Origin of the sequence: Streptomyces sp. NPDC015131 (assembly GCF_043079975.1) — a bacterium.
Lineage (GTDB): Bacteria > Actinomycetota > Actinomycetes > Streptomycetales > Streptomycetaceae > Streptomyces.
This window is the reverse complement of record NZ_JBIBVB010000002.1, coordinates 216,328-235,968: the sequence shown is the minus strand read 5'-3', so window position 1 is coordinate 235,968 and position 19,641 is coordinate 216,328. Positions and strand designations below refer to the sequence as shown.

Genomic DNA, 19,641 nt, shown 5'->3' with positions numbered 1-19,641 from the left:
GGCGCCCGCGCCCGGACCGGCGCACCAGGGCCCCACCGGCCCCCGCACCCGGAGCCGAGGCCCCACCGGCCCCCGCCCCCGCTCGACAGGCGGACGCGGGGGCTTCGCCGTACCGTGTTGCCAACCACCACGACCGCCGTTGTGACGAACGTCCAATAGCCCGACCCGTCCCACCGATGACACACTATGCGTCACGGCACATAAGTAGCCGTGACATGGCGGTTTCGATCCCCTCAGCGCAGGGCATGAGCCGTTAACGCTGTGGGCAACGAGGCCCGCGCCCCCACACAGGCCGCCAGGCGACAGCGCTCGACGGCCCGTCCGCCTGCCGAGCCAGTCCCCATCAGCACCACCCCCTTACCTTCACCGCCCCGCGCGGTGTCCGCATGCTGGAATGAACTATCCGCTTTCCGAGAAGCACTCCATCATGTAACCTGCACGAAATTTTGCGGAGGGCCAACGTCGTCCCTCTGGCACGCCCTATGCCACGACGACGACGGGAGAGCCGATGCGTTCCGACGCCTGGTCGCCCATGGACGGTCGCCCCGCCCCGCAGGGTATGTACGACCCCCGCAACGAGCACGACGCCTGCGGCGTCGGCTTCGTCGCCACCCTCACCGGTGTCGCCAGCCACGCGCTGGTGGAGCAGGCGCTGACCGTTCTGCGCAACCTGGAGCACCGGGGCGCCACCGGTTCCGAGCCCGACTCGGGCGACGGCGCGGGCATCCTGCTCCAGGTCCCGGACGCCTTCCTCCGTGAGGTCACCGACTTCGCCCTCCCGGCCGCCGGCGAGTACGCCGTCGGTATCGCCTTCCTCCCCGCCGACGGCTCCGCACAGGCCGTCTCGCGGATCGAGGAGATCGCCGCCGAGGAGAACCTGACCGTCCTCGGCTGGCGCGACGTGCCCGTCGCCCCCGAGCTGCTCGGCGCCACCGCCCGCGCGACCATGCCGGCCTTCCGCCAGCTGTTCGTCGGCGACGGCGGTACGAGCACCGGCATCGCCCTCGACCGCAAGGCGTTCGTGCTGCGCAAGCGCGCCGAGCGCGAGGCGGGGGTCTACTTCCCCTCGCTCTCCGCCCGCACCATCGTCTACAAGGGCATGCTCACCACCGGTCAGCTGGAGCCCTTCTTCCCCGACCTCTCGGACCGCCGCTGCGCCACCGCCGTGGCCCTGGTGCACTCCCGGTTCTCCACCAACACCTTCCCGAGCTGGCCGCTGGCCCACCCGTACCGCTTCGTCGCGCACAACGGCGAGATCAACACGGTCAAGGGCAACCGCAACTGGATGCGCGCCCGGGAGTCCCAGCTCGTCTCGGACCTCTTCGGCAGCGAGAAGCTCGACCGGATCTTCCCGGTCTGCACCCCGGACGCCTCCGACTCCGCGTCCTTCGACGAGGTGCTGGAGCTGCTCCACCTCGGCGGCCGTTCGCTGCCCCACAGCGTCCTGATGATGGTCCCCGAGGCGTGGGAGAACCACGACTCCATGGACCCGGCCCGGCGCGCCTTCTACCAGTACCACTCCACGATGATGGAGCCCTGGGACGGCCCGGCCTGCGTCACCTTCACCGACGGCGTCCAGGTCGGAGCGGTCCTCGACCGCAACGGCCTGCGCCCCGGCCGCTACTGGGTCACCGACGAGGGCCTCGTCGTGCTCTCCTCCGAGGTCGGCGTCCTCGACATCGACCCCGCCAGGGTCGTCCGCAAGGGCCGCCTCCAGCCGGGCCGGATGTTCCTCGTCGACACCGCCGAGCACCGCATCATCGAGGACGACGAGATCAAGGCCGCCCTCGCCGCCGAGCACCCGTACCAGGAGTGGCTGGAGACCGGGATCATCGAGCTCGAGGACCTCCCCGAGCGCGAGCACATCGTCCACACCCACGCCTCGGTCACCCGCCGGCAGCAGACCTTCGGCTACACCGAGGAGGAGCTGCGCGTCCTCCTCGCGCCGATGGCCCGCACCGCCGCCGAGCCGATCGGCTCCATGGGCACGGACTCGCCGATCGCCGCGCTCTCCGAGCGCCCCCGGCTGCTGTTCGACTACTTCACCCAGCTGTTCGCGCAGGTCACCAACCCGCCGCTGGACGCCATCCGCGAGGAGCTCGTCACCTCGCTGTACTCGTCGCTCGGCCCCCAGGGCAACCTGCTGGAGCCGACCGCGGCCTCCTGCCGTTCGGTCACCCTGCCCTTCCCGGTGATCGACAACGACGAGCTGGCCAAGCTCATCCACATCAACGCCGACGGCGACATGCCCGGCATGAAGGCCGCCACGCTCTCCGGCCTCTACCGGGTCTCCGGCGGCGGCGAGGCGCTGGCCGCCCGGATCGAGAAGATCTGCGCCGAGGCCGACGCCGCCATCGAGGGCGGCGCCCGGCTGATCGTGCTCTCCGACCGGCACTCCGACGCCGAGCACGCGCCGATCCCGTCGCTGCTGCTCACCTCCGCCGTCCACCACCACCTCATCCGCACCAAGCAGCGCACCCAGGTGGGCCTGCTGGTCGAGGCCGGTGACGTCCGCGAGGTCCACCACGTCGCGCTGCTCATCGGCTACGGCGCCGCCGCCGTCAACCCGTACCTCGCCATGGAGTCCGTCGAGGACCTGGTCCGCGCCGGCACCTTCGTCGAGGGCCTGGAGCCCGAGCAGGCCATCCGCAACCTCATCTACGCCCTCGGCAAGGGCGTCCTGAAGGTGATGTCCAAGATGGGCATCTCCACCGTCGCCTCCTACCGCGGCGCGCAGGTCTTCGAGGCCGTCGGCCTGGACGACGCCTTCGTCGAGAAGTACTTCCAGGGCACCGCCACCAAGATCGGCGGCGCCGGCCTGGACGTCGTCGCCAAGGAGGTGGCCGCCCGCCACGCCAAGGCGTACCCCGCCTCCGGCGTCCCCTCCGCGCACCGCGCGCTGGAGATCGGCGGCGAGTACCAGTGGCGCCGCGAGGGCGAGCCGCACCTGTTCGACCCCGAGACGGTCTTCCGCCTCCAGCACGCCACCCGCTCCGGCCGCTACGACATCTTCAAGAAGTACACGGACCGGGTGAACGAGCAGTCCGAGCGCCTGATGACGCTGCGCGGCATGTTCGGCTTCAAGTCCGGCCGCGACCCGATCCCGCTGGACGAGGTCGAGCCGGCGAGCGAGATCGTCAAGCGGTTCTCCACCGGCGCCATGTCGTACGGCTCCATCTCCCAGGAGGCGCACGAGACCCTCGCCATCGCCATGAACCAGCTCGGCGGCAAGTCGAACACCGGTGAGGGCGGCGAGGACCCCGAGCGGCTGTACGACCCGGCGCGGCGCTCCTCCATCAAGCAGGTCGCCTCCGGCCGCTTCGGCGTCACCAGCGAGTACCTGGTCAACGCCGACGACATCCAGATCAAGATGGCCCAGGGCGCCAAGCCCGGCGAGGGCGGCCAGCTGCCCGGCCACAAGGTCTACCCCTGGGTCGCCAAGACCCGGCACTCCACCCCGGGCGTGGGCCTGATCTCCCCGCCGCCGCACCACGACATCTACTCCATCGAGGACCTGGCCCAGCTGATCCACGACCTCAAGAACGCCAACCCGGCCGCCCGCATCCATGTGAAGCTGGTGTCCGAGGTCGGCGTCGGGACCGTGGCCGCCGGTGTGTCCAAGGCCCACGCGGACGTCGTGCTCATCTCCGGCCACGACGGCGGTACGGGCGCCTCCCCGCTCACCTCGCTGAAGCACGCGGGCGGCCCCTGGGAGCTGGGCCTCGCCGAGACCCAGCAGACCCTGCTGCTCAACGGCCTGCGCGACCGGATCGTCGTCCAGACCGACGGCCAGCTCAAGACCGGCCGCGACGTCGTCATCGCCGCCCTGCTGGGCGCCGAGGAGTTCGGCTTCGCCACCGCGCCGCTCGTCGTCTCCGGCTGCGTCATGATGCGCGTCTGCCACCTGGACACCTGCCCGGTCGGCATCGCCACCCAGAACCCGGTGCTGCGCGAGCGCTACACCGGCAAGGCCGAGTACGTCGTCAACTTCTTCCAGTACATCGCGGAGGAGGTGCGCGAGCTCCTCGCCGAGCTGGGCTTCCGCACCCTGGAGGAGGCCGTCGGCCACGCCGAGCTCCTCGACACCACCCGCGCCGTGACGCACTGGAAGGCGCAGGGCCTGGACCTGGAGCCGCTGTTCCACGTGCCCGAGCTGCCCGAGGGCGCGGTGCGCCACGCCCTGGTCGAGCAGGACCACGGCCTGGAGAAGGCGCTGGACAACCAGCTGATCCAGCTCGCCGCCGAGGCGCTCGGCGCGCCCTCCGCCGAGGAGGCCCAGCCGGTCCGCGCCCAGGTCGCGATCCGCAACATCAACCGGACGGTCGGCACCATGCTCGGCCACGAGGTGACCAAGAAGTTCGGTGGCGCCGGCCTGCCCGACGACACCGTGGACATCACCTTCACCGGCTCGGCCGGCCAGTCCTTCGGCGCCTTCGTGCCGCGCGGCGTCACGCTGCGCCTGGAGGGCGACGCCAACGACTACGTCGGCAAGGGCCTGTCCGGCGGCCGGATCGTGGTCCGCCCCGACCGGGGCGCCGACCACCTGGCCGAGTACTCCACCATCGCGGGCAACACCATCGCGTACGGCGCCACCGGCGGCGAGATCTTCCTCCGCGGCCGCACCGGCGAGCGCTTCTGCGTCCGCAACTCCGGCGCGCTGGTGGTCTCCGAGGGCGTGGGCGACCACGGCTGCGAGTACATGACCGGCGGTCACGCGGTGGTGCTCGGCGAGACCGGGCGCAACTTCGCGGCCGGTATGTCGGGCGGTGTCGCGTACGTCGTCGACCTCGACCGGGACAACGTCAACTCCGGCAACCTCGGCGCGGTCGAGGCGCTGGACGACTCCGACAGGACGTGGCTGCACGACGTCGTGCGCCGCCACCACGAGGAGACGGGCTCGACCGTCGCCGAGAAGCTCCTGGCCGACTGGGACGCCTCGGTGAACCGGTTCAGCAAGATCATCCCGACCACGTACAAGGCAGTGCTCGCCGCCAAGGACGCCGCTGAGCTCGCCGGTCTCTCCGAGCAGGAGACCACCGAGAAGATGATGGAGGCGGCGATCAATGGCTGACCCCAAGGGCTTCCTGACCACCGGGCGCGAAGTCGCCAAGACCCGCCCCGTGGCCGAGCGCGTCAAGGACTGGAACGAGGTCTACGTCCCCGGCTCCCTGCTGCCGATCATCAGCAAGCAGGCCGGCCGGTGCATGGACTGCGGCATCCCGTTCTGCCACAACGGCTGCCCGCTCGGAAACCTCATCCCCGAGTGGAACGACTACGCCTACCGCGAGGACTGGCAGGCCGCCAGCGAGCGCCTGCACGCCACCAACAACTTCCCGGAGTTCACCGGGCGGCTGTGCCCGGCGCCCTGCGAGTCGGCGTGCGTGCTGGGCATCAACCAGCCCGCCGTCACCATCAAGAACGTCGAGGTCTCCATCATCGACAAGGCGTGGGACTCCGGTGACGTCACCCCGCAGCCGCCGGAGCGGCTGTCCGGCAAGACCGTCGCCGTCATCGGCTCCGGCCCGGCCGGCCTCGCCGCCGCGCAGCAGCTGACCCGCGCCGGGCACACCGTCGCCGTGTACGAGCGCGCCGACCGCATCGGCGGTCTGCTGCGGTACGGCATCCCCGAGTTCAAGATGGAGAAGGTGCACATCAACCGGCGCATCGAGCAGATGCGCGCGGAGGGCACCAAGTTCCGCACCGAGGTCGAGATCGGCGTCGACATCGACGCCGCGAAGCTGCGGCGGCGGTACGACGCGGTCGTCATCGCCGCCGGCGCCACCGTCTCGCGCGACCTGCCGGTCCCGGGCCGCGAGCTCAAGGGCATCCACTTCGCCATGGAGTACCTGCCCCTCGCCAACAAGGTGCAGGAGGGCGACTTCGTGGCGCCCCCCATCACCGCCGAGGGCAAGCACGTCGTGGTCATCGGCGGCGGCGACACCGGCGCGGACTGCGTGGGCACCGCCCACCGCCAGGGCGCGGCCTCCGTCACCCAGCTGGAGATCATGCCCCGCCCGGGCGAGGAGCGGAACCCCGGCCAGCCGTGGCCGACGTTCCCCATGCTCTACAAGGTCACCTCCGCCCACGAGGAGGGCGGCGAGCGGGTCTACTCCGTCTCCACCACCCACTTCGAGGGCGACGAGGACGGCAACGTCCAGTTCCTGCACCTGGTCGAGGTGGAGTTCAAGGACGGCAAGCTCGAGCAGAAGCCCGGCACCGAGCGGAAGATCCCCGCCCAGCTCGTCACCCTCGCCATGGGCTTCACCGGCACCGACCAGTCCAACGGCCTGGTCCAGCAGTTCGGCCTGGAGCTCGACGAGCGCGGCAACGTCGCCCGCGACGCCGACTACGCCACCAACGTCGACGGCGTCTTCGTCGCCGGCGACGCCGGCCGCGGCCAGTCGCTGATCGTCTGGGCCATCGCCGAGGGCCGCTCCGCCGCCCGCGGAGTGGACCGCTACCTGACCGGCGCGAGCGAACTGCCCGCCCCGATCCGCCCCACGGACCGCGCGCTCACCGTCTGACGCACCCGCCGCCCGCCACCGGCCCCCTCCGCGAACGGGGGGCCGGCGCGGCGGGCGGCGGACAGCGCGTACGATGTGATGCGCGGCGCCCGGCCGGTACGGTCACGCGCCCCGCACGACGACGTGCGACCCCGCCTCACAGGCATCCGCCCCACGGGCGTACGCCTCCTCAGGCACCCCCGCCCCGGTGACACCGGGGACCCCTCATCGTCCCGTACAACGGCGTGCGGAACACAGCAGCGCCTGCCGTGTCCCCGACCGGACCTACGGCAGGCGCTGCGCCCTTGTGCGCCCCGTGCGCCCTGGTGGGGTGTGACCCAGGTCTCCTACGATCGTCGTACGAACGGGGGAGGGGACCCGCCCATGTACGACGCCGCGCCCGAACCGCTCCGCAGGTCCCCCTTCGCCGCCGAACGCCGCGTGGCCGTCGCGGCGGCCGAGGCGACCGGACGGCTGCTGCGGACCCACACCGCCCCCCGGGGCAACGGCCTCCCGCGCAGCGCCGGCGCCCCGGCACCCGCCGGCGACCCCGGCACGGCCGCCGAGGAGCTGATCCTCGCCCGGCTCCGCAGGAACTTCCCGCACGACCGGATCCTCGCCCGGGGCGCCGGGCTGCTCGACGCCGGAAGCGGCCGCACCTGGCTGGTCGCCCCGCTGGACGGCGGCGACAACATGGCGATCGGCCTCCCCGCGTACGCCGTCGGGGTCGGCCTGTGCGTGGGCGACACCCCCGTCGTCGGCGTCGTCCACGAACCGGTCACCGGCCGCACCTGGCACGCCGTCACCGGCCAGGGCGCCTACGACGACGACGGCGTCCGGCTCCGCGGCCCCCGCAGCACCCTGCCCGGACCGGGACCCGTGCTGGCCTGGACCCAGGGCCACGCCGTGGACCGCGCCGACCGCGCCGCGACCGCCCTGCGCGGCGCGCTGGAACGCCGCTCCCGGCGCGTCCTGCGCCTGTGGGCACCGCTGCTGGGCTGGAGCCTGCTGGCGCGCGGCACCATCGACGGCCTCGTCGGCCACCGCGCCGACGGCGTCGACCTGCCCGCCGGCGCACTGCTCGCGGCCGAGGCGGGCGTGGAACTGCGCACCCTGCGCGGCGCGCCCTTCCGGCCCGGCTTCACCGGCCCCGACTCCGGGCGCAGTTTCGTCGCCGCCCGCGCCGAGACCCTCACCTACGTCCTGGAGGAGGTCGCCGCCGCGCTGCGCGCCCCCCACCGGCCGTCATGACGTCAGCTCCAGGGCGGCCACCGCCGCCACCGTGCCGGTGACGGCCAGCACCAGGCCCGTCCCCATGAACCGCCCCAGCCCGATCCGGACGCCGTGGCGGCGGCAGCGCTCGAACCACAGCAGCGTCGCCAGCGACGCCCACGGCGTGACCAGCGGGCCCACGTTCACCCCGATCAGCAGCGCGAGCAACTGCTCCCGGTGACCGGCCGGCACCGCGCCCTCCCCGGCCACGTACGCGGGGAGGTTGTTGAGCGCGTTGGAGAACCCCGCGCCCACCGCGGCCGTGCGCAGCACCCCCAGCGGCCCCTCGTGCGCACCGACCGCCGAGGCCAGCAGCCGGTCCAGGCCCAGCACCCCGGCCGTCTCCACCACCAGGAACATCCCCGGCACCAGGACCAGCAGCCGCCACGGCACCAGCGACCAGGACAGCTCCCGGGGCCGCCGCCGGGCGAACGCCGCGACCACCACCAGGGCCGCCGCCGACGACGCCGCCCACAGCGGCACCAGGTCGAGCAGCAGCACCGCCAGGAACCCGCCGCACGCCAGGGCGCACACCCGCAGCAGCACCGGATCCGCCGGACGCGGCGGCTCCGGCGGCACATAGCGCTCCGCCCCGCGCCGCCCGCGCCGCCAGTAGAACCCCCACAGGCACACCGCGGTCACCCCGATCGCCGCCACCTGCGACGGCCACATCACCGCCGCCATCCCGGTCGGCGACAGCCCCACCCGGTCCGCGGCGAGCAGGTTCGTCAGATTGGACACCGGCAGCAGCAGACTGGCCGTGTTCGCCAGCCACACGGTCGTCATCGCCAGCGGTACGGCCGCGATCCCCACCCGGCCGGCCAGCGCCAGCAGAACGGGCGTCAGCAGCACCGCCGTGGTGTCCAGGTTCAGGGCGATGGTCGTGACCGACGCGAACACCACGCACAGCGCGAACAGCACGGCGTAACTGCCCCGCCCGGCCCGCGCCACCCAGGCGGCCACGACGTCGAAGACCTGCGCGCTGCCGGTCAGTTCGGCGAGCACGATCACCGTCGCCAGGAACACCAGCAGCGGCCCGATCCGGGCCAGCACGTCCGACGCCGGCCCGTACGGCAGCACCCCGGTCGCCACGGCGAGCAGCCCCGCCCCCAGCAGCGCCCCGGCCAGCCAGTCCAGCGCGTGCAGCCTGCCGGTGACGCGTCCGAGAAGATCCACGGCCCTGAGCCTAGGCGGGTTTCCCCAGGCCCCCCGAAGGGGCCCCGGCGATCGCATAGTCTCCTCGTATGCCGATCAGTCTCCAGAAGGTCGAGGAGACAGCGCCCGCGCTGGTCGACCTCTACAAGAGCGCGGGCGTCTCGCTGCGCAAGCACGGGCTGAGCGGCGAGCGCGCCGCGGTCTATCTGGTCGTGGACTACTCGGGGTCCATGAAGCCGTACTACAAGGACGGCAGCGTCCAGGCGCTCGCCGACCGGGTGCTGGGGCTGTCGGCGAACCTCGACGACGACGGGCGCGTGCCGGTGGTGTTCTTCTCGACGGACGTCGACGCCGAGACCGAGATCGCGCTCGCCGACCACCGGGGCCGGGTCGACCGGATCGTGGCGGGTCTCGGCCACATGGGGAAGACCAGCTACCACCTGGCCATGGACGCCGTCATCGACCACTACCTCGACAGCGGGGCCACCGCCCCGGCGCTGGTCGTCTTCCAGACCGACGGCGGACCGATCAACAGGCTCGCCGCCGAGCGGTATCTGTGCAAGGCCGCCGAACTGCCGCTGTTCTGGCAGTTCATCGGCTTCGGCGACCCGCACAGCCGCCAGTTCGACTTCCTCCGCAAGCTCGACGAGCTGCCGGTCCCGGCGAAGCGCCGCGTCGACAACGCGGGCTTCTTCCACGCGGGCACCGACCCGGCCCGCGTCCCCGACGCCGAGCTGTACGACCGGCTGGTCGCCGAGTTCCCCGCCTGGCTCGTCGCCGCCCGCGCCGAGGGCATCGTCCGGTGAGCGCCCCGCAGGACCGGGGAGCCGGGCGGGTGCTGCGGGCGGCCGCCCGGACGGCGGTCCCGTGGCGGAACGGCGGCGGTGTCACCCGGGAGGTGGCCGCCGGGCCGGAGGGCGCGGGCCTGGACGGCTTCGACTGGCGGGTGAGCCTCGCGGACGTCCGCGCCGACGGGCCCTTCTCCGCCTTCCCCGGCACCGACCGGATCCTCACCGTCGCGGACGGCTCCGGCATGGACCTGGAGGCCGGCGGGCGGCACCTGCGCGCGGAGCGGTACGTACCGCTGCGCTTCCCCGGCGACGTCCCGACCGAGGGGCGGCTCGTCGGCGGACCCGTGGTGAACCTGAACGTGATGCACCGCCGGGGCGCCCTCGTGGCGGACGTCACGGTGGTCCGTGGCGGCCACACCCTCCCGGCCGCCGCCCCGGGTGCGGTCGTGCTGGTCGTCGCCCTGGACCGGGCGGTGGAGGTGGCGGGCGCGCGGCTGGGGCGCCACGACGCGGTGCTGGGCCCGCCGCCGGGGGCGGAGCTGCGCACGGAGGGGTACGCGGCGGTCGTCACCCTCGCCCGGACGCGCTGAGCCGGCCGTGTGATTGTCCCCGGGCCCTCGTGAGCGGGCACGTCCGGCGGGTAGTGCTGCACCTCGGGATTCGGCCACCGGACAGGAGACACACCCATGCGCCGTGCAGGTTTCACCCTCGCCGCCACCACCGCGTTCACGCTCGCCGCGGCGGGCCAGGGGTGGGCGAGCACCACCAGCGGGGACATCACCAGCAGTTGGGGGGACCGCACCAGGATCGAGATCACCTGGACCGACCGCGACTCCTTCCGCGACGGCACCCTCGCCGTCGCCGACCAGACCTGCGACGAGCGGACCGTGTACGCCACCCTCACCGTCCGCACCGGCTCCGGCACCACCCTCGCCACCGAGGACCGGCACAACACCCGCGGCTGCGGCACCACCAGCGACTTCCGCGGCCTGCGGGCCACCGACCCGGCCGGCATCAAGAGCGTCACGCTCACCCTGTGCCGCAGGGCGGCCGGCCAGCCGGACCAGTGCGAGTCCCGGTACACCGCCTACAACCCGTACAACCCGGCCTTCGGCCGCTGATCCGGCACCCCGCCCCGGCCCCCGGGCGCGCCTGGTTGCGACCGGGGCCGAGGGGTGGTGTGCTACGGTTGTCCACGTTGCAGTTTTGGTACCCATGAACTTTATGTGCGCCTGACGGGAATGTTCCTCAGGCGCATTATTGTTTTCCCGGCTTACTCCGGATGGGGCCCCTTACACCATCAGGAGAGCATTATGGCCACCGGCACCGTGAAGTGGTTCAACTCGGAAAAGGGCTTCGGCTTCATTGAGCAGGACGGCGGCGGCGCCGACGTCTTCGCCCACTACTCCAACATCGCCACCTCGGGCTTCCGTGAGCTCCAGGAGGGCCAGAAGGTGACCTTCGACGTCACGCAGGGCCAGAAGGGCCCGCAGGCGGAGAACATCCTCCCCGCCTGATCACCGGACACGCAGCACCGGTAGCGCGCAGCCGGGACCCGCACCTCGCAGTCGCAGGTGCGGGTCCCGGCTCGTGCTGTGCCCGGGCCACGCCCTGGCACCGCCCAGGCCCAAGGAAGGCAGCAGACGCATGACGACGACCCGCCCCGAACGCCCCGCCCGCAAGCGCCCCGCGCGCGCCGGGGGCGGCAAGGCGCCCGCCCGCGGCGCCGGCAACCGCGCCCCCGTGGCCCCGCCGCGCGACTTCACTCCGCCGGAGACCGCCACGCCCGCGCTGCCGCCGGTCGCGGCCTTCGCCGACCTCGACATGCCGGCCGCCCTCCTCAAGACGCTGACCGCCCAGGGCGTCACGGAGCCGTTCCCGATCCAGGCCGCCACCCTGCCGAACTCGCTGGCGGGCCGCGACATCCTCGGCCGGGGCCGCACCGGCTCCGGCAAGACCCTCGCCTTCGGCCTCGCCCTGCTGGCCCGCACCGCGGGCCGCCGCGCCGAGCCGAAGGCCCCGCTCGGGATGGTCCTGGTCCCCACGCGCGAGCTGGCGCAGCAGGTGACCGACGCTCTTACCCCGTACGCGACCTCCCTCCAGCTCCGGGTCGCCACCGTCGTCGGCGGCATGTCGATCACCCGCCAGGCGGGCGCGCTGCGGCGCGGCGCCGAGATCCTGGTCGCCACCCCGGGCCGGCTGAAGGACCTGATCGAGCGCGGCGACTGCCGGATCGACCAGGTGTCGGTCACCGTCCTGGACGAGGCCGACCAGATGGCGGACATGGGCTTCCTCCCCCAGGTCACCGCGCTGCTCAAGCAGGTCGAGCCGGACGGCCAGCGGATGCTCTTCTCGGCCACGCTCGACCGGAACATCGACCGGCTGGTGCGGATGTTCCTCACCGACCCGGTGGTGCACTCGGTCGACCCGTCGGCCGGCGCGGTCTCCACCATGGAGCACCACCTGCTGTACGTCGCCGACGAGACCGACAAGAAGGCCGTCACCGCCCGCATCGCGGCCCGCGACGGCCGGGTGATCCTCTTCCTGGACACCAAGCGCTCGGTGGACCGGCTGGTCAAGCGGCTCCTCTCCAGCGGGGTACGGGCCGCCGGCCTGCACGGCGGGCGCTCGCAGCCGCAGCGCAACCGCACCCTGGACCAGTTCAAGAACGGCCAGGTCACCGCGCTGGTGGCCACCAACGTGGCGGCCCGAGGCATCCACGTCGACGACCTCGACCTCGTCGTCAACGTCGACCCGCCGACCGACCACAAGGACTACCTGCACCGGGGCGGCCGCACCGCCCGTGCGGGTGAGTCCGGCAGCGTCGTCACGCTCGTCCTGCCCGAGCAGAAGCGCGAGATGAGCCGGCTGATGTCCCACGCGGGCATCACCCCGCGCACCGCGCGGGTGAAGTCGTCCGACGAGGAGCTGGCCCGGCTCACCGGTGCCCGCGAGCCGTCCGGCATACCGGTCGTCATCGAGGTCCCGCAGCAGCCCCGCCCCGCCGCGCAGCCCGCCGCCTCGTCCGGGCGGCGCCGCCGTCCCCGCCGCGGCGGCCAGGGCTCCGGCTCCGGCGCCCCCCAGGCGGCGTCCACGGGCGCGGCCGCGGGCGGCCAGGGCGGCACCTCCCGGCGCCGCCGCGGCGCCGGTGGCGGCGCCGGCCAGGGCGGCGGTACGGGACGCCCGGCGGGGCGCGGCGGCCGGCGGGCCGCGGCGTAGCGCTTTCGGCCGTACCGCAGTCGGTACAGGTGACATACGGCGGGGGCACCGGTCACGTGCCCCCGCCGTGTCCGTACCGGAGATGTGCGTACGGGAGACGTCCGTGCCGGAGACGTCCGTGGCGGAGACCTGCGTACAGGACGGCCGGGATGTTCACCGATCCGCCCCATAGGTGGATGCGCGGTCAACATCCGGGGAACACCCCGCACGCGGCGTTGACGTGCACACATCTACACGCGTCATCATCGCGGTATGCGAATCCCCCCACGCCTCACCCTGCTCGGCGGCGCCGCGGCGCTGCTCTCCACCCTGTTCACCGGACCGGCCACGGCCGCACCCGCCGCGGTCGGTGAGATCTGCTACTCGGCGCTGCCGTCCCAGGCGCACGACACCCTCGGCCTGATCGAAGCGGGCGGACCCTACCCCTACGAGCAGGACGGCACGGTCTTCCAGAACCGCGAGGGCATCCTGCCCGACCGGAACACCGGCTACTACCACGAGTACACCGTCGTCACGCCGGGCTCGGAGACGCGCGGCGCCCGCCGCATCGTCACCGGCGACGCCGAGCGCGAGGACTACTACACCGCCGACCACTACGAGTCGTTCGACCTCGTCGACCACGGCTGCTGAGGCGGCCCGGCATCCCCCCACCCCTGTGCGGCCGGTTTCCGCCGGCCGCACGGCCATGCCCGGGCCCGGCACTCTCAGGTGTCGCACTCCAGCACCGTGCGGCACAGCCCGCAGCGGGCGCGCACCCGCCCGCGTACCGGCACCCTGATGCGCTGGTGGCAGGTGGGGCAGGGGAACGAGACGCGCAGCCCGCCCTCCCGGCCGCCGCTCTCGAAGGCGTACGGCAGCCCGGTCGCGGCCCCCGGGTGTTCGCGGGCGTGACGGCGGTCCTTCGCGTACCGGTGCCGGCCCACCCGGCCCGCCGCCGTCAGCGGCGGCTGCCGCCCGTCGCGCAGGGCCAGCGCGCGGCCCTCGGTGTACGCGGTGTACGCCTGCGGGCTGGTGAACCACGGCGAGGGGTCCTCACCGAACACCAGCGCCCGCTTGGCCAGCACGTACCCGAACTCCTCCGGGGTGAGATAGCCGAGCTTCTGGCTCGTCACCCCGTCCTCCCGGTACGCGTCCAGCAGCAGCCAGCCGGCCCCGAGGTACGTGGTCACCGTGTCGGTGAGGATCTCGTTGTCCCGGGTGCCGGGGAACGTCAGTCCGAGCCGGTGCAGCAGCACATGGGTGATCTCATGGGCGAGGGCGGCGCCGATGTCCCGGCGGTGTGTCCGGAAACGGTCGTTCAGCTCGATGAAGTACTCGGGCCCCGCCGCCAGTTCGACGCTCGCCGCGTGGGTCATCGCCCGGAAGCCGACGATCATCCGCGCGTCCGGCAGCCGCAGGTGCTGCACCAGGGCGTGCGCCACCCGCTGCGCCCCGAGGTGCAGGTCGTCGCCGTCCGCGAAGGCCACGTCGGCGGGGGCGACGCCGACGCCGTACGCGAGGAGCCCGTCGGGCGTCAGCCGCCGGTACAGGGCCGTGATCGCCGCCCGCACGGTGTCGAGGTGCGGGTAGCCGTGCACGACCTCACTGCCGTTCGCCACGTGCCTGCCCCCATGTGCGACGCCGACCTCCCCTCCACTGTAGGGCCGCCGGGCGGTGAACCGGCGGTGCCGCCCGATGGCCGTCCGGCCACCGGGCGGTGGCCGCCGGGCGACCGGGACATGGCCGAAATCGCAGCCTTGTGGGTGCGCCGATCACGTCCGGATAATCCGGGACACGCCTTGACGGGCCCATGTCAGTGAGCTGCCTCTGGCCGGGGACCGTCCTGTGCGCACCCGCACAACCCCCCACGAAAGGCAGACACATGAACATCCTTCGCACCCTCAAGAGATGTGCCGCCGTCGGGGCCGTGGCGCTCGCCGCCGTCAGCCTCCAGCCCACCTCCGCGTCGGCCGCCCCCACGCCGGTCGTCGGAGGCACCCAGGCCGCCCAGGGCGAATTCCCCTGGATGGTCCGGCTCTCCATGGGCTGCGGCGGCTCGCTGCTCACCCAGCAGATCGTGCTCACCGCCGCCCACTGCGTCAACGGCTCCGGGAACAACACCAGCATCACCGCCACCGCCGGTGTCGTCGACCTCCAGAGCTCCAGCGCCATCAAGGTCCGCTCCACCAAGGTCCTCCAGGCCCCCGGCTACAACGGCAAGGGCAAGGACTGGGCCCTGATCAAGCTCGCCCGGCCGATCAACCTGCCCACCCTGAACATCGCCACCAACACCGCCTACAACACCGGTACCTTCACCGTCGCCGGATGGGGTGCCACGCGCGAGGGCGGCGGTCAGCAGCGCTACATGCGCAAGGCCACCGTGCCGTTCGTCTCCGACGCCTCCTGCCAGCAGTCGTACGGCAGCGACCTCGTCCCCGGCGAGGAGATCTGCGCCGGCTACCAGCAGGGCGGCGTCGACACCTGCCAGGGTGACTCCGGCGGCCCGATGTTCCGCCGCGACAACGCCGGCGCCTGGATACAGGTCGGCATCGTCAGCTGGGGCCAGGGCTGCGCACGGCCCGACTACCCCGGTGTGTACACCGAGGTGTCCACCTTCGCCTCCGCCATCAAGTCCGCGGCGGCGACTCTGTAGCACGGACGTCCGGGGGTGAGGGGCGGGTCCGGCGGGGCCCGCCCCTCACCTCGTCATCCCAGGAGTACGCGGACGCCGGTCATCTGGTCATCTCAGGAGTACGCGGTCCCCGGCGCCCTCCAGCTCCAGCACCCACACCTCGTTCGGCCCCTCCCGCAGCACCGGCCCCGGCACGAACAGCGACCGCTGCGGCCCCACGTCCCAGTAGCGGCCCACGCAGAAGCCGCCCACCCACACGAAGCCCCGGGTCCAGCCCGGCAGCTCCAGCCACGCGTCCCCCGCGCCGGACACCACCGCCACCCCCCGGTACAGACCCGGCGCACCACCCCCCGGCACCCGGTCCTCCGGCGCCCGGTCCTCCGGTGCCGACGCGGGCGGCACGGCGGTGAACGGCACCTTCGCCACCCCCTCCCCGGTGAACGCGTCCAGCCGCAGGCCCCGCGCCCGTACCCCGTGCAACTGCTGGCGCTCGTGCAGCACCCCGCCCGTCAGGCCCTTGGCCTCGCCGACCCGCGGCCCGTAGTTGACCCGCCCCAGCGACTCCACCCACAGCTCCACCACCGCCGGGCCCGCCACCGGGCGCGGCAGCGCCGGTTCCCGCTCGGTGAGCACCCCGGCCCGTACCCCGTCCACGTACACCACCGCCCGGTCCCGCAGGCCCGGGGCCGACAGGGCGTACGGCACGCGCGGCCCCGGGACCTCCAGCCGGTAGCGCACCAGCCCCCGGTCCACGCCCAGTTCCTCGAAGGACGGCGGCACCGGCCCGGCCACCTCCTCGTCGCCGAGCGCCTCCAGCACGTCCCCAATCGGCGCCCACTCCCGGAGCGGCGCCTCCACCGGGCCGGCCAGCCGCGGCGGCGGGGGCGGCACGGGCGGCAGCGGGCCCGGCGCCCACCGCTCCAGCACCGCGCGGAACGCCCAGAACTTCGCCGTCGGCAGCCCCGCCTCGTCGACCGGCGCGCCGTAGTCGTACGAGGTGAGCGTCGGCTCCAGCTCCCCGTCGTGCAGCGGGCCGGAGCGGTTCGCGCCCGCCCAGCCGCCGAAGTTCGACCCGCCGTGCGCCAGATAGACGTTCACCGACGCCCCGCACTCCAGGATCTCCGCCAGCTCCGCCGCCGCGTCCGCCGCGTCCCGCCCGGCGCCCTCCTCGCCCCAGTGCCCGAACCACCCGCACCAGAACTCCCCGCACAGCAGCGGCCCGTCCGGCCGGTGCCGGCGCAGCGCCCCGAAGGCGGCCCGCGCCCCGGACCCGAAGTTCACCGCGGCCGTCAGCCCCGGCACCGACCCGCCGGTGAGCATGTGGTCCTCGGGCCCGTCCGACGTGAACAGCGGCACGCTCACCCCGCACGCCTCCAGCAGCCCGGCGACGTACCGCGGATGGCCGCTGTCCGAGCCCCAGCTCCCGTACTCGTTCTCCGCCTGCACCAGCACCACCGGGCCGCCCCGGTCCACCTGGCGCTCCACCACCTGCGGCAGCAGCGCCCGGAACCAGCGGCCGACGTGTTCCAGGTACGCGGCGTCCGCCGTCCGCACCCGCCGCCCCACCCGCCCGGTCAGCCAGTGCGGCAGCCCGCCGTTCTCCCACTCGGCGCAGATGTACGGGCCCGGCCGCACGATCGCCCACAGCCCGGCTTCCCGCACCGCGTCCAGGAAGCGGCCCACCGCCCCCAGGTCCCGGTACCGCCCCGGCGCGGGCTCGTGGAGGTTCCACGGGACGTACGTGTCCACGCAGTTGAGCCCCATGGCGCGCAGCATCGCCAGCCGGTGGCCCCACTGCTCCTCGTGCACCCGGAAGTAGTGCAGCGCCCCGGACAGCAGCCGCACCGGCCTGCCGTCCAGCAGGAAGTCCGCCTCTCCCACGGTGAACGCACCGCCCACGACACCCACCCCACCCCTCCGAGCCCGACAGCGGCCGACCGCGCCCACTGTCGCCCTCTGGCGGCGGGCGGGTCCATGGACAAAGATCGGCGCTGATTGGACGCGCCCGAAGCGGGGCGGCCCCGGGCCGGGGCGGTCCGGGCGGGGGCGGGGCGAGCGGGGACAGCAGCGGCGATGGCACCTCCGGGAGGCCGAAGGATGTACCACACCTGGATGCGTTTCTTCACGCCCGGCCCACCGCACCAGCGGCTCGGCCTGGTCTGCCTCGGCGTCGGGCTCCAGCACGGCGCCCTGCCCACCGTCGGCCCCCGCACCCTGGACCACCACGTCGCCGTGGTGATCACCGCGGGCGGCGGCTGGTACCGGTACCCCGACGGCCGGCGCGCCACCGTCACCGCGCCCGCCCTGCTCTGGCTCACCCCCGGGGTCCCGCACCACTACGGGCCGGACCCGGCGACCGGCTGGGACGAGGGGTTCGTCGACTTCACCGGCCCGGTCACCGCCACGTACACCGAGCTGGGCTACATCGAGCCCGACCGCCCCGTCGTCCCGCTCGCCGACGCCGGCCCCGCCCGCACGGTGATCGGCCGCATCGCCCGGGCCGCGCGGCGCGGCAACCCGCTGCTGGAGGTCGAGACCGCCGCCGCCGTCCACGAGCTGCTGGTCGCGCTGCGCCGCGCCCGCGCCGACACCAACGCCGACGGCGCCCCCGTCCTGGACGCCCTCGCCCGCGACGCCTTCCGGCCGCTGACCGTCGCCGAGCACGCCGCCCGGCACGGGATGACCCCCGCCGAGCTGCGCACCGCGGTACGCCGGGGCGCCGGGTGCAGCCCCAAGGACTACCTCCTCGGCATACGGCTCGGCCGCGCCAAGGAGCTCCTCGCCGGTACGGACCTGCCGGTCGCCGCCGTCGCCCGCCGCGTCGGCTACGACGACCCCGCGTACTTCTCCCGCCTGTTCACCCGCCGCGTCGGCACCGCACCGGTCCGCTTCCGCGAGCAGCAGGGCCGTGCCGTGCCGGGCGGCTGGAGCACCAGGGTCCCGGATGCCGAACACCCCCCGACGATCATCACGGGACACGTCTAAGCTCGCTCCCCATGAGCACCAGCCACACCGACGACTCCGCGACCGGCCCCGAATCCGTCAGCGCCGAACTGAACCGGCTGCGCGAGAGCATCGACAACATCGACGCGGCGGTCGTCCACATGCTCGCCGAGCGCTTCAAGTGCACCCAGCAGGTCGGTCTCCTCAAGGCCCGCCACCACATGCCGCCGGCCGACCCCGACCGCGAGGCCCGCCAGATCGCCCGGCTGCGCCGGCTCGCCGAGAGCGCCAACCTGGACCCGGCGTTCGCCGAGAAGCTGCTGAACTTCATCATCGCCGAGGTGATCCGCCACCACGAGACCATCGCCGGCGGCCCCGACGCCCCCTGACGCCGGCCGGGCCCTCAGTCCGTCGCCCGCAGCAGCAGGTGGCCGCGCCGGAAGCGTTCCCCCTCGGCCGGCGCCCGCAGCATCCGCCCCACCTCGGTGAACCCGGCCCCGGTGGCCAGCGCGGCCAGTCCGTCGACCGGCCACCGGTAGGCCGTCACCACCTTGTGGTCGAACGCCACGACCGGCTCGCCCTCCGATGCGAAGAACGCCAGCAGCAGCACCCCGCCGGGCGCGAGGGCCCGGCGGAACGCGGCGAGGTACCCGGGCATGTCCTCCGGCGGCGCGTGGATCACCGAGTACCAGGACACGGCACCCCGCAGCCGCCCGGCGCCCGGGCCGTCCGGCAGGTCGAGCGCGCCCGGCGCCTCCATCGCGCCGAGCTCGAACCGCAGGTCCGGGTACGCCTCCCGGGCCAGCGCGATCAGCCCGGGCGACACGTCGACACCGAAGACGTCCAGCCCCAGGTCCCGCAGGTGCGCGGTCAGGTACCCGGGGCCGCACCCCAGGTCGGCGACGGGCCCCGGGCCGGCGGCGCGGACGGTCTCGGCGAACGCGGCGATCACCGCCCGGTCCAGCGGGAGGCCGTCGAGCGAGTCGCGGGCGAGCCCGGCGTACAGGCCGGCGACGGCGTCGTACGCCCCCGCCGTCTCATGGTGGTACGGGGAGAGTCCGGTCATGAGCGCAAACCCTACGGCGCCCGCCCCGGTGCCCCGGCCCCGGCCCGGGCGCCCCCGCCGCGGAGCCCGCCCGGGACGGAA

General features: G+C 73.7%; 16 protein-coding genes. 12 read left to right on the top strand and 4 right to left on the bottom strand.

Annotation, left to right across the window (positions count from 1 at the left end):
• Positions 1 to 508 precede the first annotated feature (508 nt).
• From gltB to ACF08D_RS06415, 3 genes are all read left to right on the top strand, one after another.
• Complete coding sequence (gene gltB, locus ACF08D_RS06425) at positions 509 to 5,071, top strand: glutamate synthase large subunit (RefSeq protein WP_392221416.1); 4,563 nt, start codon at positions 509 to 511, stop codon at positions 5,069 to 5,071.
• Entirely contained in the window at positions 5,064 to 6,524 is a 1,461-nt protein-coding gene (locus ACF08D_RS06420) for a glutamate synthase subunit beta (protein WP_392221415.1), read from the top strand. The genes gltB and ACF08D_RS06420 overlap by 8 nt, the downstream gene beginning before the upstream one ends.
• A gap of 363 nt (positions 6,525 to 6,887) precedes the next feature.
• Positions 6,888 to 7,754, top strand: coding sequence for an inositol monophosphatase family protein (locus tag ACF08D_RS06415; protein WP_392221414.1), 867 nt, complete (start codon positions 6,888 to 6,890; stop codon positions 7,752 to 7,754).
• Here ACF08D_RS06415 and ACF08D_RS06410 read toward each other — a convergent pair.
• The gene (locus ACF08D_RS06410) at positions 7,749 to 8,951 is read right to left on the bottom strand and encodes an SLC13 family permease (RefSeq protein ID WP_392221413.1); all 1,203 of its coding nucleotides are present in this window, start codon (positions 8,949 to 8,951) and stop codon (positions 7,749 to 7,751) included. The two genes, ACF08D_RS06415 and ACF08D_RS06410, sit on opposite strands and share 6 nt — an antisense overlap.
• A gap of 68 nt (positions 8,952 to 9,019) precedes the next feature.
• Between ACF08D_RS06410 and ACF08D_RS06405 the strand changes: the two genes are divergently transcribed.
• From ACF08D_RS06405 to ACF08D_RS06380, 6 genes are all read left to right on the top strand, one after another.
• Positions 9,020 to 9,736: a vWA domain-containing protein gene (locus tag ACF08D_RS06405; protein ID WP_392221412.1), complete on the top strand. Its 717-nt coding sequence runs from the start codon at positions 9,020 to 9,022 to the stop codon at positions 9,734 to 9,736.
• Positions 9,733 to 10,311 carry a HutD family protein gene (locus ACF08D_RS06400; RefSeq protein ID WP_392221411.1) on the top strand — a complete coding sequence of 193 codons (579 nt, stop codon included), beginning with the start codon at positions 9,733 to 9,735 and terminating at the stop codon, positions 10,309 to 10,311. Before ACF08D_RS06405 ends, ACF08D_RS06400 begins: the two co-directional genes overlap by 4 nt.
• A 96-nt stretch (positions 10,312 to 10,407) precedes the next feature.
• Positions 10,408 to 10,842, top strand: a complete 435-nt coding sequence (locus ACF08D_RS06395; RefSeq protein WP_392221410.1) for a hypothetical protein — start codon at positions 10,408 to 10,410, stop codon at positions 10,840 to 10,842.
• A gap of 192 nt (positions 10,843 to 11,034) precedes the next feature.
• The gene (locus ACF08D_RS06390) at positions 11,035 to 11,238 is read left to right on the top strand and encodes a cold-shock protein (RefSeq protein ID WP_005318814.1); all 204 of its coding nucleotides are present in this window, start codon (positions 11,035 to 11,037) and stop codon (positions 11,236 to 11,238) included.
• 130 nt (positions 11,239 to 11,368) lie between these two features.
• Complete coding sequence (locus ACF08D_RS06385; RefSeq protein ID WP_392221409.1) at positions 11,369 to 12,940, top strand: DEAD/DEAH box helicase; 1,572 nt, start codon at positions 11,369 to 11,371, stop codon at positions 12,938 to 12,940.
• Positions 12,941 to 13,192: 252 nt separating this feature from the next.
• Positions 13,193 to 13,570 carry a ribonuclease domain-containing protein gene (locus ACF08D_RS06380; protein WP_392221408.1) on the top strand — a complete coding sequence of 126 codons (378 nt, stop codon included), beginning with the start codon at positions 13,193 to 13,195 and terminating at the stop codon, positions 13,568 to 13,570.
• A 74-nt stretch (positions 13,571 to 13,644) separates the two neighbouring features.
• Here the strand turns inward: ACF08D_RS06380 and ACF08D_RS06375 are convergent, their stop codons facing one another.
• Entirely contained in the window at positions 13,645 to 14,538 is an 894-nt protein-coding gene (locus ACF08D_RS06375; RefSeq protein WP_392221407.1) for a hypothetical protein, read from the bottom strand.
• 263 nt (positions 14,539 to 14,801) lie between these two features.
• Between ACF08D_RS06375 and ACF08D_RS06370 the strand changes: the two genes are divergently transcribed.
• On the top strand, positions 14,802 to 15,572 hold the full coding sequence (locus tag ACF08D_RS06370) for a S1 family peptidase (RefSeq protein ID WP_392221406.1): 771 nt from the start codon (positions 14,802 to 14,804) through the stop codon (positions 15,570 to 15,572).
• Positions 15,573 to 15,659: 87 nt separating this feature from the next.
• Here the strand turns inward: ACF08D_RS06370 and ACF08D_RS06365 are convergent, their stop codons facing one another.
• The gene (locus ACF08D_RS06365) at positions 15,660 to 17,450 is read right to left on the bottom strand and encodes a beta-galactosidase (protein ID WP_392221405.1); all 1,791 of its coding nucleotides are present in this window, start codon (positions 17,448 to 17,450) and stop codon (positions 15,660 to 15,662) included.
• 198 nt (positions 17,451 to 17,648) lie between these two features.
• Here ACF08D_RS06365 and ACF08D_RS06360 point away from each other — a divergent pair, with 198 nt between their 5' ends.
• Both ACF08D_RS06360 and ACF08D_RS06355 read left to right on the top strand, forming a co-directional pair.
• Positions 17,649 to 18,536, top strand: a complete 888-nt coding sequence (locus ACF08D_RS06360; RefSeq protein WP_392221404.1) for a helix-turn-helix domain-containing protein — start codon at positions 17,649 to 17,651, stop codon at positions 18,534 to 18,536.
• Positions 18,537 to 18,547: 11 nt separating this feature from the next.
• Positions 18,548 to 18,883, top strand: coding sequence for a chorismate mutase (locus ACF08D_RS06355; protein WP_392221403.1), 336 nt, complete (start codon positions 18,548 to 18,550; stop codon positions 18,881 to 18,883).
• 14 nt (positions 18,884 to 18,897) lie between these two features.
• Here the strand turns inward: ACF08D_RS06355 and ACF08D_RS06350 are convergent, their stop codons facing one another.
• Positions 18,898 to 19,560, bottom strand: coding sequence for a class I SAM-dependent methyltransferase (locus ACF08D_RS06350; protein ID WP_392221402.1), 663 nt, complete (start codon positions 19,558 to 19,560; stop codon positions 18,898 to 18,900).
• Between the last annotated feature and the right edge of the window lie 81 nt (positions 19,561 to 19,641).

What these genes read in the sequence shown, in the direction of transcription:
- gltB (WP_392221416.1), top strand. Translation starts at nt 509, where the DNA reads ATGCGTTCCGACGCCTGGTCGCCCATGGACGGTCGCCCCGCCCCGCAG.
- ACF08D_RS06420 (WP_392221415.1), top strand. Translation starts at nt 5,064, where the DNA reads ATGGCTGACCCCAAGGGCTTCCTGACCACCGGGCGCGAAGTCGCCAAG.
- ACF08D_RS06415 (WP_392221414.1), top strand. Translation starts at nt 6,888, where the DNA reads ATGTACGACGCCGCGCCCGAACCGCTCCGCAGGTCCCCCTTCGCCGCC.
- ACF08D_RS06405 (WP_392221412.1), top strand. Translation starts at nt 9,020, where the DNA reads ATGCCGATCAGTCTCCAGAAGGTCGAGGAGACAGCGCCCGCGCTGGTC.
- ACF08D_RS06395 (WP_392221410.1), top strand. Translation starts at nt 10,408, where the DNA reads ATGCGCCGTGCAGGTTTCACCCTCGCCGCCACCACCGCGTTCACGCTC.
- ACF08D_RS06390 (WP_005318814.1), top strand. Translation starts at nt 11,035, where the DNA reads ATGGCCACCGGCACCGTGAAGTGGTTCAACTCGGAAAAGGGCTTCGGC.
- ACF08D_RS06385 (WP_392221409.1), top strand. Translation starts at nt 11,369, where the DNA reads ATGACGACGACCCGCCCCGAACGCCCCGCCCGCAAGCGCCCCGCGCGC.
- ACF08D_RS06380 (WP_392221408.1), top strand. Translation starts at nt 13,193, where the DNA reads ATGCGAATCCCCCCACGCCTCACCCTGCTCGGCGGCGCCGCGGCGCTG.
- ACF08D_RS06370 (WP_392221406.1), top strand. Translation starts at nt 14,802, where the DNA reads ATGAACATCCTTCGCACCCTCAAGAGATGTGCCGCCGTCGGGGCCGTG.
- ACF08D_RS06360 (WP_392221404.1), top strand. Translation starts at nt 17,649, where the DNA reads ATGTACCACACCTGGATGCGTTTCTTCACGCCCGGCCCACCGCACCAG.
- ACF08D_RS06355 (WP_392221403.1), top strand. Translation starts at nt 18,548, where the DNA reads ATGAGCACCAGCCACACCGACGACTCCGCGACCGGCCCCGAATCCGTC.
- ACF08D_RS06350 (WP_392221402.1), bottom strand. Translation starts at nt 19,560, where the DNA reads ATGACCGGACTCTCCCCGTACCACCATGAGACGGCGGGGGCGTACGAC.